This window comes from Streptomyces sp. NPDC005566 (assembly GCF_040605575.1).
Classification (GTDB): Bacteria; Actinomycetota; Actinomycetes; order Streptomycetales; family Streptomycetaceae; genus Streptomyces.
Genome location: NZ_JBEXDB010000002.1, coordinates 224,614 through 237,904, shown reverse-complemented (window position 1 = coordinate 237,904; position 13,291 = coordinate 224,614). Strand labels below are relative to the sequence as shown.

General features: G+C 75.4%; 5 protein-coding genes. All 5 read right to left on the bottom strand.

Annotation, left to right across the window (positions count from 1 at the left end; translation table 11 throughout):
* Positions 1–16 precede the first annotated feature (16 nt).
* From ABZS61_RS03925 to ABZS61_RS03905, 5 genes are read right to left on the bottom strand one after another with little or no spacing between them, the layout of a single operon-like run.
* The gene (locus ABZS61_RS03925; protein ID WP_356415659.1) at positions 17–1,855 is read right to left on the bottom strand and encodes a hypothetical protein; all 1,839 of its coding nucleotides are present in this window, start codon (positions 1,853–1,855) and stop codon (positions 17–19) included.
* Positions 1,852–5,880 (bottom strand): DUF5682 family protein, encoded by a 4,029-nt coding sequence (locus ABZS61_RS03920; protein WP_356415656.1) that lies wholly within the window; start codon positions 5,878–5,880, stop codon positions 1,852–1,854. The genes ABZS61_RS03925 and ABZS61_RS03920 overlap by 4 nt, the downstream gene beginning before the upstream one ends.
* Positions 5,881–5,883: 3 nt before the next feature.
* Positions 5,884–7,113 (bottom strand): AAA family ATPase, encoded by a 1,230-nt coding sequence (locus ABZS61_RS03915; RefSeq protein ID WP_356415652.1) that lies wholly within the window; start codon positions 7,111–7,113, stop codon positions 5,884–5,886.
* Positions 7,110–12,308, bottom strand: coding sequence for a hypothetical protein (locus ABZS61_RS03910; RefSeq protein WP_356415649.1), 5,199 nt, complete (start codon positions 12,306–12,308; stop codon positions 7,110–7,112). Before ABZS61_RS03910 ends, ABZS61_RS03915 begins: the two co-directional genes overlap by 4 nt.
* Complete coding sequence (locus ABZS61_RS03905) at positions 12,305–13,165, bottom strand: DUF4132 domain-containing protein (protein WP_356415646.1); 861 nt, start codon at positions 13,163–13,165, stop codon at positions 12,305–12,307. The genes ABZS61_RS03910 and ABZS61_RS03905 overlap by 4 nt, the downstream gene beginning before the upstream one ends.
* Between the last annotated feature and the right edge of the window lie 126 nt (positions 13,166–13,291).

Genomic DNA, 13,291 nt, shown 5'->3' with positions numbered 1-13,291 from the left:
ATCGCCGGCAGAGTGATCAAGTCTTCGACGGTACCGCTGCCGGGCCCACCTGCGTCGGTTCCCAGGCTGCCGCGCACAGGGACTCGGACACGGCGGACGTGTAGCGGGCGGCGGAGAGCCAGTGGGCGGCGAAACCGTCGGTGTCGGCCGGGAGAAGGCGGCCGAAGGGGTCGCGTTCGCGTCGGGCAGCCGAAGCGCACAGGGAGGCGAGAAGGCCGGCGGCCGTGGGAAGGCCCGCCCGGCGGAGGCGGCGGGCCTCGGCCGAGACATCACCGAGCATGCCGAGGGCGGCCCGGCCCGCCGGAACAGCCTGTTCGACGCGGCGCTCCAGCAGGTGCAGGGGCGAGTGCGCGCCGCTGCCGGGCTCCGGCGGGGCAGGGCGCGTGGGGGCGTCCGGCACGGGAAGGTCGGCGCGGCGCAGACGGTCGAAGCCGAGGTCGATCGTGCCCTCACCGGTGGGGTGCGAGCAGGCGAGGAGGGCAAGCCTGGGGTGGAGCGCGGGTACCAGGCGGCCGATGATCCGCAGCCGTGTCCCCGCAGCGGTGGCCAGCAGCATCAGGTTGTCCCGGTGGGCCAGCGCGGGGTCGTCGTCGGCGACCGTGAGCCGGACAAGGACACCGTCGTCGCACCACGCGAGCAGACAGGTGCCGCCCGGCTCCCTTACGGCGCCGCGAAGTTCGACGTCGATGAAGAGCAGGTCGCTGCCGCCGCCCTCCGGGTCCGCGTAGCGGGAGGTGGACCGCAGGGCCCGGACGGCCTGCTGGGACGGCGGCGTCCCCCACAGGGCGGTGAGCGGCGGTTCCGTCCACGCCGCGCCCCGGGCGGTGACGGCCTTGACGCCCTTCCCGGCACCCAGCCGTCCGTCCGGCGAGACCGTCGCCCCCGAGACCGCCAAACCGGCCCGGCCCAGCTCCCGGTGGGTGAGCGCGCTCTCCCCGAGCCGCACGGCCCGGTCGGCCACGCCCAGGGCGCGGCCGACTCCGCCGGGGGCCACGTCGCCGACCGTGCATAGCCGGCCGTCGGGTCCGGCGACCCAGGTGCGGACGCCGCCGTGCCCCGAGGCGGTGACCACGGGTTCGGTGAACAGGCCGTACAGGCGCAGCGAGCCGTCGGGGCTGTAGGGGCGGCGTGCCCGGCCCCGGACGATGTCCAGCTCCGCCCCGGACGCGGTCCCCACCCGGTGCGCGGTCCCCAGGAGTTCGGCCAGGGCCGTGACGAGCTCGGCGGTGCGGTAGGACGGGTCCCCGGCGCGGGCCGCACGCAGCAGCGTGACGACAGACAGAGCGGCGCCCGCGGCGCGCGGCAGGTGCTCGAGCCGGGCGGTGTGCGCCGCGCGGAGGAGTGCCGCCTGGGCGACGGCGCCCGCCCCGTCGACGCCGGCCTCCAGCACGGCGGCGGCAGCCGACCACAGGGCGTCGGCCGCGGCGCGTTGGGCCGGGCCCGCCACGTCGGGTGAGGGGGCGGCGGGTGCGGCGGGGGTGCCGGTGTCTGTGGCCGTGTCGTCCGGGTGCGGTGCGGATTCGGCTGCCGCCGGGGCCGGTGGCCCGGCGGGCTCGGGTGCCGGGTCCGCCGTGGGGGCGGCGCAGGCGGCGGCCGCGCGGTGGACGCATGCCGGGGCGAGGAGGCAGCCACAGATGATGTCGTCCGCCGTCGTGACCACGCCGCCCGGGGCGTGCAGGCGCAGATCGCTCTCGTCGTCGACCGCGATCGTCACGGTATCCCCGTCGCGGTACGCCGGGCGCGCTCCGAGCTTGGTGACCGCCGCGTCCAGCCGCTTGCGCAGCCGGGGCGAGAGGTTCTCCACCAGGGTGGCCGTGATCTCCGGCGCGACGGGCGGCAACTGGGCGGCGGTCATGCGGTCTTCTCCCCTATCCAGCGGGCCAGTTCGAGTGGGCTGAGTGCTGCCACGGGCATACCGGCGGCCACGACCTGGCCCGCGACACCCGTCGAGTAGCGGGGCCGGCCCGCGTCGTCGAGACTCGCGCACCCCAGGACGTGGCAACCGGTGGCCACCAGGGCCCGCACCTCGGCCAGCAGTCCGCCTAGCGGAGCACCCTCCTCGAAGTCGCTGATGACGACGACGAGGGTGCGGGTGGGCACGGTGATCAGGCTGCGCGCGTGCCGCAGCCCGGCAGCGATGTGGGTGCCCCCGCCGACGCTCACCTCCAGCAGGAGGGAGAGGGGATCGTGCACATGGCCGGTGAGGTCGACGACCTCCGTGGAGAAGGCGAGGAAGTGGGTACTCAGGGTCGGCACCCCGGCCAGCACGGAGGCGGTCAGTGCGGACCAGATCGTGGACGCCTCCATGGATCCGGAGACGTCGGTGACCAGGATGAGGCGCCAGTCGGCCGACCGGCGGGCGCGGCTGCGGAACACCGGCTTCTCGGGGATCACCTGGACCGTACCGTCCGCCGTCCGGCGGGCGGTGGCCAGATTGGCGCGCAGCGTACGTGGCAGGTCCAGCCGGCCGCCGGGGCGGCGGGTGGGCCGGGCCAGCATGGTGCCGGTGAGGGCGGGCCGCAACCGGGTGGCGAGCTGCCGGGTCAGTTCCTCGACCAGGCGGCGGACCAGGGGCCGGAGCGCCGCCAGACGCGCCTCCGGGAGGCCGCCGGCGTACCGCAGGACCGTACGGAGGAGTTCCACGGAGGGCGTGGCGGCCGCCGGGTCGATCTCGGCGAGGACGTCCGGCCGGCCGGTCGCGGCAGCGGCGGCGAGGACCTCCTCGCGGATGCCCGGGCCGAACAGCGCGGCCAGTTCCTCGGACCACTCGCGGACGCCGGGAAACGATGCCTCGCGGCCGCCGCGCCGGCCGCCCCCCTGACCGGGACCGGGCATACCTCCGCGTGATCCCTCGCCACGTCCCTCGCCGTACAGCTCGTCCAGAGCGGTCGCCAGCCGGGCGGCACCGGACGGCAGTCGATCGGGACGTCGGCCGAGTACGAGCCGCCACCGGTCGGTGGGCGCGAGAGTCCGCGCGGGGGCGGCTCCGGTGAGGCGGGGTTGCGCCGGCACGGGGACGGCGGGCGTGCCCGCCCCGGTGGGGGGTGTATCGGTGAAGGACGTAGGGGTGGCGGGCGGCGGGAGTGCGGTGAGGCTGTCCGGCTGCGGCGGGAACCGGTCGTCGTGGGCGGGGGACGGTACGGGCAGGCCGAGGCCGGTCAGCAGCTCGCGGGCCGCGAGGTCGGCGGCCGCGCGGGCCGCCAGCGCGGCGGGGTCGTCGGCGTCGAGGCCGTCCACGCGTTCGCCGAGCCTTTCCTCGACGGTGTCCAGCAGCCGGTCCCGGGCGGCCGGGCTGAGGGTGTCGAACCCGCCGCGCAGGGCGGGCAGCCGGGTCAGGAACGCAGCGTCGTCCAGCTCGACCACACGGTGCAGCAGCGGGTCCAGGGCGCCGGCTGCGACGGTCAGGAGCGGGCCCGCCGCCGTCAGGACGCCGGTGAGGCGGGCGGTGAGCGCGGCCCGGGAAGCCCCGTCCACAGCTCCGTCCACCCAGGAGGCGACGCGCGTCCCGAAGGCCTCGGCGTCCTCGTGGCCCGTGAGCACCCGGACGGCCCCGGCGGCCGCGGCGATCAGCGGGGTGCCCTCGGCGGCCAGCCGGACGAGGGCGTCGGTGAGCCGGATGCCGCCCAGCCGGTCGGCGCGCTGGGCCAGTTCGAGCAGGGCGCGGGCGTCCTCGGGTTCCTCGGATCCGGTCAGGCCGTCGACCTGACGGACCGCCGCCGAGGTCAGGATTTCCGCTGCGTGCGCGATGCGGGCGGCACGGGCGGAAGCGGTGGCGGTGAGGGAGGCGGTGGCGTCCGGGCCTTCGGTTGCCTCGGAAGCCGACGGGTCGTCGGGGGCGGCCAGGCCGGGCAGGTGGCCCGCGCCGATGCGTTCCAGGAGGTCGAGCCCGGTGAGGATCTCGGGAAGGGTGCCGCTGGAGGGGAGCACGGCCGCCAGCTCGGTGAGCCGTTCGTCGGCCAGGGCGGGGAGTCCGCACTCGGCGGCCTCGGTGAGACCCCGCACGACCTGGGCGGCCGTGGGGCCGCCTTCCGCGCGCTCGGCCGCGTGCCGCTGCCGCAGCACCCCCTCGGCCGCCTGGGCCGGAGTGACACCGCGGGCCCCGGCCGCGGTGAGCATCGCGGCCGTCGCCGGCGTCCACCGCACCTGCCAGCGGGTCGTCAGTCCTTCCGAGCCGGCAGCACCCGTCACCCCTTGTTCCTGCGCGTACGGGATGCCGCACGCCGTCAGCCTGCGCAGCAGCAGTTCGCGCCGCCCGTCGAGTGTGGAGCGGGCCGGATCGAGCCGGAGGTCGCGCGGTGTCCTCTCGTGCGCGTCCCCCGGGCCGGGGAGCGAGAGCGCCGCGGTCTCGGCCTCCGTGGCCGGGCCCAGGCCGCTGCGCGGAGCGGTGGGGGCGGGCCGTCCGGTGCGGGCTCCGACGAGTACACGTTCGAGGGCCTGGGCGACGGCGCGGCCCGTGCCGTAGGTCTCACCGCGCCCGAGCACCGTCTGCACGGCCTCGAGGAGTTCGCCGCGACCGGGGGCGGGCAGCCCGCGCAGGCGCGCCAGGTCCCCGGCGACCCGGACGACCTCCCGGCCGTCCGCCGGGCCGTAAGGATGGCCCTGTTCGCGCAGGGCCGCGCAGATACGGACCGCGGTGCGGATCAGTGCCTCGTGGAGCGCGGCCGGGTGCCCGGCCGCGTCCAGGACGATGTGCTGCCACTCCGGGTCCCGGATGCCGGCCGGGTACCCGGACCGTGAGTCCAGGAGTGGGTACGTGTACGGGATCAGGGAGACCGTGCACGACTCCGTCGAGGCAGCGGCGGTCACGCGGCCTCCCGCGCCCGGGCCAGCCGGGGCGGCGGATGCGTCCGGGTCGCGCAAGACCTCGAATGCTTCCGGCTCGCGCGGGACCTCCGATGCGTCCCGGTTGCGCGGGGCAGGTGCCCCGACGGCCCCGGGAGCGGACGGCAGCAGCGCCGGGGTGTGGAAGGCTCCCACCACCACGGCGGGCCGCCGCCCGTTCGCCAGGGCCTCGGCGACATGTCCGCGCATACAGGCCTCGCGCACCAGGTCCGTGCCGTCCACGCCACCCCGCGCCTCGGTCTCGTACCGCAGCGCCCAGCCGGTGAGGAGGGCGGCACGGCGGAGTGACTCGGGTGTCGATCCGGGTGCGGGGGCCTCCACCAGCCGGTCCCACAGGTCGTCGCCGTCGCGGCCGGTGAGCCGTGACCGGAGGGCGTCGGACAGCCCGAGTCCCTCCCCCCGCACAGGTGCGGAAGCGGCGCCCGGGAAGGGTGCGGGAGCGGGGGTGCCCGGCCCGCCCCGCGCCCAGGCCCGGTCGGCCAGCGGCAGATCGCAGGCCACGGCCGGGACCCCGTTCCGTGCCGCCCAGCGCAGGGCGACCAGTTCGGGAGAGAAGTCCGCGAACGGATAGAAGGCAGGCCCTCGTTCGCCCGCCGCTCCCGCCACGTCGGCAGGCACGGCGGCCAGCGCCACCGGAGCCTCGGTCTCCTCGTGGGCGAGCCAGCCCAGCCAGGGCTGGAACTCGGCGGGCAGTTCGACGAGGAGGATGTCGGGGGCCGCCTCGTCCAGGAGAGCGGGGAGGGCGGCCGCGAGCGAGGGCGCGTGGTGGCGCACCCCGATCAGGAAGGGCAGCCCGGGCCCGGCCGCGGCGAGGGCTGCCACCGCGGCCTCCGGGGTGGTGGGCCCGGCCGCCGGGCCCCGCGGTGCACCGGCGTGCGACACCTCGGTGCCGGGCTGCGTGTTCGGGGTGGTCGGCACCGAGGTGGTGGTCCGCGTGTTCGGGGGGGTCGGCGTCTCGGCGGTGGCCCGGGGCACCGAGGCGGCGGTGGGCGGCGCCTCGGTCGTGGTCCGCGTGTCCGGGGTGGTCGACTGGCTCATCCGTCAGCTCTCCAGCACCGCGCGAAGCTCCCACAGGGCACGCCAGGTGGCCGACCCCTGCTCCGCACGCCGGCGCACGGGCCCGTCCCAGTACCCCAGCAGCCGTGCCGCGTCGGCGGGGTCGTCCTTGCGCACGACGCCGAGCAGATGGCCGGGCAGGAGGGAGAGCACGTCCCGGTCGCCGGGGAAGTAGGCGGTGGCCAGGCCCAGGGATCCCGCGACGGAGACCGCTTCCGCCGTGCTCATCACCGTGGAGGGACGCTCGACCTCCCAGCCCTCCACGGAACGGCCCTCGCGCAAATCTCGAAAAGCGGTGACGAGGGCTTCGAGGACGGCGTCGTCCACCTGGTAGGAGGCGCCCGACCGTTCGACGGCCGCGCGCGACTGGCGCCTGACGAGCGCCGTCTCGGCGTCCACGTCCCCGATCGGGCCGACGGTCTCGAAGTTGAAGCGCCGCTTCAGCGCCGCGGACATCTCCGAGACGCCCCTGTCCCGCAGGTTGGCGGTGGCGATGAGGGTGAACCCGGGAGCCGCGTGCACCTGGGCACCCTCGCCGCCCGCGAGTTCGGGCACGGAGATCCGCCGTTCGGAGAGCAGTGACACGAGCGCGTCCTGGACCTCGGGCAGGCAACGGGTCACCTCCTCGACACGGGCGACGGCGCCCCGGGTCATGGCGGTGAGTACCGGGGAGGGCACCAGGGCCTGCTCGGTGGGGCCCTGGGCAAGCAGCAGCGCGTAGTTCCAGCCGTACTTGAGCTGGTCCTCGGTGGTGCCCGCGGTGCCCTGGACGGTGAGCGCGCTGGTCCCGCAGACGGCCGCCGACAGCAGCTCGGAGAGCATGGACTTGGCGGTGCCGGGTTCGCCCACCAGCAGCAGTCCGCGCTCCCCGGCAAGGGTGACCACGCACCGTTCGACCAAAGCGCGTTCGCCGACGAACTTCTGCTCGATCACCAGGCGGTGCGGCACCCCCTCGCCGGCCCGCGCGGACTTCGGCAGGCCGAGAGCCTCGCCCGCGCTGCCCATCACGAAGGTGACGACGGCGCGCGGGGTGAGCAGCCAGCCGGGCGGACGCAGCCCCGAGTCGTGGGCGGCGAGGAAGGCCAGCTCGGTGGCGTACCGGTCCTCGGGCAAGGTGACCTGGCGGTTCTCCAGGCCGGAGGCGCCGACGGGGCGCGGTGCCGGGACGCCGCCCGTGGCGGTGCTCCCGTTTGTGGTCGTGATGTCGCTCGTCATCGGCGGCGGCCCTTCCGGGGTGCGCGGGTGTCCAGTTCTTCGAAGGCGGGGGCGTCGCCGCCCCTGACCCGTGCCCAGGCTGCGGCGAACAGCTCGGGCACGGGGATGCCCGGCAGGGTCCGGGCGGACCCTGCCACGGGGTACAGCTGTTCCTTCCAGGTCTCCAGCGGCAGGCCTGGGGTGCCGCGTTCGAGCCAGCCGCAGGGGAGGAACAGGGTGCGGCCGGCACGGGAGCGCTTGGCCTCCACCACGAGGTCGGTGGCGGCGAGCTCCGCCCGGGCCTTCTTGATCCGTGCGGGCTTCCACTCGCTCCAGCGGGCGCAGTTGCGGTCCGTCGGGTCGGGCAGGGCGAGCAGCATCAGGTACACGCCGGCGGCGTCGGCGCTCAGCCCGAGGGCCGCGGCGGCCTCGGCCACCAGGTCCGGCACCGCGCGCGTCGGGTCCTGGGCCGGGTGGTGCGGGGTGCCGTCGGGGGCGCCCGCCGAGACCAGGGCGTCGGTCTCCTTGCTCAGCAGGGCGCGCAGGGCGAGGAGTTCACCCACCCGGTACGGCGCGACGATGCCCTCGACCAGGCCGAACGCCGGGTCCTCGGGGCCTTCCAGGAAGGCCGGGCGGATCAGTAGCTTCTCCTGGCTGCCGTGGCCGGCTGCGAGGAGCAGCGCCGCACCGACCCGGACCAGGCCGTCGGGCCCCGCACCGCCGGACTCGGGAAGCTGGTGGGCGGCCCGGACGACGGAGCCGATGGAGTCGCCCGCCTCGGTCCAGTCCAGCCCGAGCTCCAGCACCAGGTCCGGGTCGGCGAGGGTACGGCGCAGGGCCGCGAGCCCGACGGGGAGGTGCGCCCGCAGAGGGTGTCCGTACGGCAGCGTGTAGGCGAGGGTCCGCAGCGCGGTCAGGGCGGAGGAGAGCGAGCCGTACGCACTCACCCGGCGCAGGCCGGCCCGGCCCGTGCCGTCCTCGACGGGGGAGCCCTGGCCCAGCCATGTCCGGGAGTCCGAGTTGAGGATCAGGTCGACGGCGCGGGAGGTGGTGCCCGACAGATCGAGGTCCAGTTCCTCGGGGACGCGGACGAGGGAGGCGAGGCGGGCCTGCCAGACGTGGGCGGCGGCCCGGACGTCCGGGCCCGTGGACCACAGCTCGGCCGGGTCGGCGGGCAGCAGCGCGTGGAGCAGGGCCTGGCGGTCGGCGCGGGGCAGGGCGTTCACCCTGGCCTGGGCGGCCTCGAAGGCACGGGTCTTCGCTCCGAGCAGCGCGAGCGCCTCGGCGCCCGGCTCGTCGACGGCGGCCGACACGAGGGCGGCGGACTGGAGGGGACCGATCCCGGTGGCCGTGTGGAAGGCCTCGGCGGCCTCGGGATGCCAGGGTGCCGGGCCATGCTCCCGTACCAGGGCGGTGAGCCGGGTGAGCCGGTCGAGGGCGATGCCCTGCCGGTGGACGTGCTCGTGGTCCAGGGTGAAGCCGGGGACGGGGCCGAAGGCACCGGTGGGGTCGTGGTCCAGGGCCAGCCAGCGTGCCGCGTCGTTCCGGGCGTTGCGGCCGCGCTCGGCGATGACCACGACGGTGCGGGCGCCCTTGCGTAGCACGTGGCCGAGGCGGTGCACGGCGTCGTGCTGCCGCCCCTGCCCGGGTGTCCCGCCGACGTACGGCTCGATGAGTTCCACCTGCCGGACCGTGCCCGCCGGGTCCGCCAGCGGGCCCTGACCGAGAGTGTCGAGCAGGACCACGAGGCCGGCGCGGTGCTCGGGCGAGGTGGTCGCCGAGGCGGCCCGGTAAGCCAGTTCGGGCAGCTTGTCGAGCAGGGAGGTCCAGTCCGGGGAATGCCCGGGAACGGTGTACTCGTCCCGCTGCCAGCCGTCCACGGGGGTGGACGGGACCTTGGAGTACACGGGCGGGCCGAACGCCGGCTTACCGCCGAGGACGTGGTTGACGGCGAGGATCTGCCGGATCGCGGTCCATCGGCTCCCCCTTCCCCACCAACCGGCGTTCATGCGCTCCGAGCCCCAGACGGTGGCGTTCTGCAGGGTCACGTCGTCGCCGTGCTCGGGCGCGTGATCGAAGAACATGCCCTGGGTGCGCGCGGCGTCCACGGGAGTGGCCGGCTCCACGGCCTTGGGTGGTTCCAGGTACCGGGCGGCGTCGACGGCGCGGTCCACCGCGGTCCGGACGAGCGCGGTGACGCCCGCGAGGAGCCGGACGTCGGACACCTCGGGCAGCACCTTGGCGACGGCTTCCTGGCTCAGCTCGCGCGAGGAGGGCCCGGTGTACTCCTCGGCGGCCCGGAACGCCTCCAGGTGCTGGGCGACCGCGGTGGCGACCTCCGCGAAGAGCTCCTCCGCCCGGGAGTCCGTCAGGTTCCGCAGCGTGGTGGAGCCCTGCTCGTCCCTCGGTCGCAGGGCGTGCCAGTAGGTGACGGGAGGGACGTAGGGGGTGCCCGCGGCGTCGTTTCCGCCGGAGGAGCCGGGGGCGACGGACCACAGCCTTCCGCCGGTGCCGTCCGTGTCCGCCGGGTGGGCCTGGACGCGCCGGTCGGCGAGGGCCATGACGGGGCGTGATCCGCCGGGGAGGGTGAGAGCACCGAGCGGTACCGGGGACCGGCCGTCGGACAGCGGGTGCGGCAGGGTCACCGTGTGGCCGTCGGGGGTGCCCGCGACGACATGGTGCCCGTCCGCGGGGGCAGGCGTGCCGGGTTCGGCGACCGTGCGGCGGACCCAGCGGCCGAGGACCGTGCCGTCCGTGCCGAACGGGGTGGTCTCCAGGCCGGGCTGGAGAGGCAGCACCTGGCAGTGCTCGGTGAGCAGCCGGGTGCCGTCCCGCACCCCGGAACGGAGGAAGGCGGGCAGGGAGGCGCGGCCGTGCGTGCCACTGACCGGGTCGTACTCCAGCCACACCCGCTGCGTGCCCTGGTGGCCTTCGCGCCAGTGACCCGTCCCGTCGGAGAGTACGGCGCGCTGCGGCGGGAGGGAGGTGTCGCCGGCGTGCAGGGCCTTGCCGCCGGTGGCGCGGCCGCCGCCGGGCAGCGGCAGGCAGACCTCGTCCGAAGGGCCGGAGCTGCCCCAGCGGGGGACCTGCTCGCCGCCGACGGAGAAAACCTCGGCGGGGCGGTGCGACCAGTAGCCGCGCTGCTTGCCGTCCTCCCACCAGGTGACCAGCAATTCGCCGTCGACGTAACGGAAGGCAGGCGTCCGCCACTGGTCGACGCTGGCGGGCAGCCGCAGGGTGTGCCGCAGGAGGATGCCTTCCGGGCCGACGACGACGGCCCGTTCGAAGGTGTTCAGGATCAGCGCGGGCCAGGCGCCGGTGACGCCGACACCCTCCGACCGGTTGCGCCGCTGACGCGAGTCGGCGGCCTCCGCGGCCAGTTCGGCGTACGTCTCGTCCAGTGCGGTCCAGCCAAGTTCGTCGAGGATGCCGGTGCGCAGGGTCGAGGCGAGCAGGGGGACCACATCGTGGCCCTCGAGGAGCCGCACCGCTTCCGGGGCGACCTCGGTGACCACGGCGCGGTACGCCGACAGCTTGTTGTAGGCGGCGTTCAGCCCCGGGAGCCCTTGTGCGGCCGTGTACTCCTCGGCACAGGCGGTCAGCCATTCCCGCAGGACCCCGGAGAGCACCGGATGCGCTGCCATCTTCGCCATGCCGGTATCGCTCAGCTGCTGGCCGCGTCCGCCGCCGAGCTTGCTGACGGTCCGGCTCAGCAGGGCGCGGAAGACCGGCCGTCCGCCGATGGCGGTGAGATCCCGCGCTCCGGGCGCGGTGTCGGTGAGCCACTGGCCGAGCGCGACGCCAGGGCGCTTCGCGCTGCTCGTGTCCTGGTCGTCCGGTTCGGCGACGGGAACGCCGGAGGACAGCAGGAGGTCGAGGAGGTCCAGGTCGGCGGTGCGCACCCAGCGGCCCTGGAACACCTCGACGGGGCGCCCGTCGGCGCGCAGCCGGTCCGCCATCCGCGCGGCCAGGTCGAGGGTCTGCGGGCTGCGGCCCGGGGAGGCCTGGTTACGCCGGCGGTGCGCCTCCCAGCGGGCGAGCCAGTCCGCGGGGGAGACGGACGGGTCACCGGGAGCGGCGGAGCCGGAGGTGTCCGGGAAAGCGGTCAGCAGGTCCTCGGCACCGGATTCGGCCAGCAGTGCGAGCCAGTCGCGTTCGCCGTCCGTCCCCCGGCCGCTCTCGCCGAAGGTCTCCGGGAAGAAGCCGAGGAGCCGGACGCGCACGGCCGAATCCTGTCGGGCGAGAGTGACGAGCGCGGAGCGGTAGGCCGCCCAGAACGAGGCGGGGGCGCGGACGACTCCCGGGGATTCGAGCAGATCGGCCACAAGGTCGCGTTCGGCGGCCTCGCGGTCCAGCCCGGTGGCCTTGACCAACGCGCGCACGTCCTGCGGCAGCGCCGCATACGGGGGCATGCCGGCGGCACAGCGCTCGACCAGCAGACGACGGAACTGTGCCCAGGCGTCCAGCGGTGCGAGCCGGGCCACCAGGTCCCGCACGTACTGCCGCAGCGCCTTGACGGTCAGGGCGCCGGCGAAGGCGAACTCCAGGAAGACGGCCCGCTGCCGGTCCTCGTCCACGACCAGTCCGTGCACCCGCTCGGCCTCGCGGGCCTTGCCGAAGAAGGAGGCGGCGTAGCCGGTGTTCTCCGCATCGAGGAACAGGCGCGCCACCTGCTCGTAATAGGTGGGGAGGAAGTGGGGCACGGCCCGGCCGAGCCGGGTGCCGAGCTCGTCGAAGCCCTCCTTGGCCGCTCCGGCGCGGGACTTGGCCTGCCGGCCCAGCCGCTCGATGTCCTTGACCAGGGCCAGAGCGTGGTGCCCGTTGGCCGGGTCGTTGACCAGGGCCCAGGCCGGGAAGCCCAGCGTCTCGCGGCGCACCTGGCCCACGACGGGGGCCTCGGCGGTCCGTGCGAGTCCGAGGAACTCCAGGGCCAGGTCCTCGGCTTCGCCGAGCGTGCCGGGCACGAGCCGGACCACGGTGCGGTCGCCGAGGGCGGTGTGCGTGTAGGTGCGGGCGGTCAGCGTGTCGGCGTCGTCCCGGTCGGTGGTACCGGCGGGGAGGACCGCGCCCGCGTCCAGCAGGGCCGCCGCGCGGGCCTCGGCGGCGGGGGTGGAGGCGCTTTTGCCCCGCGCCTGGGCGGGGAGGGACGCCGCGCCCGGTGCTGCCGTGTCCGCTGCCGTCGTGTTCACGTCGGTGTCCGTCGTGGTGGTGCTCATGCCGCCCGCTCCTCGTTCTCCACGTCGCGACCGGCGTAGAGCGCCGCCGCCATGCGCATGCCCTCGGACCACGTGACAGGTCCGACCTCGGCGGCCGTCAAGGCCCGCCCCGCGGGGTCGGTCCAGCCCAGGGAGCCCGTCTCGGTGCCGTACTCGTCGTATCCGTCGTGCTCGCCGATCCAGATGCGGGCCTCGGCGGTGACGCCGTCCTCGACGACCGGGCAGACCGCGTACCCACCGCGCGACCGGTACCCGAGCTGGGTGACGCGGCCGTGCAGGAACCGCAGTTCCTTGAACACGCCGCCGGCGTAGGTGTCGACGGAGGCCGTGTCCGGGGCGAGGTCCGGCGGGCGGCGCCACACCTCGCGGAACAACTGCTCCACGTTCTGCCGCACCCCCAGCTCGACCGCGAACTCCCGCAGCTCGTCGAGGTCGTCGAGCAGGACGGGGTGAGGCACTCTGACGACGTCCGGGGTGATGCGGACCGTGTCGCCGTCCAGGTCGACGAGGCCCAGACCGCGCGCGGGGTCGACATCGCGCAGGAAACCGGCGACCCCGCCGTCCGCGCCGGTCACCACCACGTCCCGCAGGGCCGCCTGCCACGCCGGGTCGGGCCAGACCTGTGCGAGGACGGCCGTGGGGACGGGTAGCGAACGCACCATCCACTGCTCGACGTCGGTCAGGCACCTGCGCTCGTGCCGCTCCAGCCACTCGGTCAACTGCCGGAGTCCCACGACCGCGGGGTCGTCCTTCAGTTTGGCCGGGACGGACTTCAGCGGTCGGCCCTTTCCGTTGCGGCAGACCACCTTGCCTGCCTCCAGGGCGACTTCGTAGTCGCCTGCCGGTACCCACCCCATGCGCTGTTCTCCCCGTCGTTCCGGACGCCGCCGCCCTGGCGGCACACTGATGAGACCCGTCGACGGCAACGCACCGTGACGAGTGGGAGAGACTCTAGGTGTACCCAGTGACAATCCGTTCGGGGA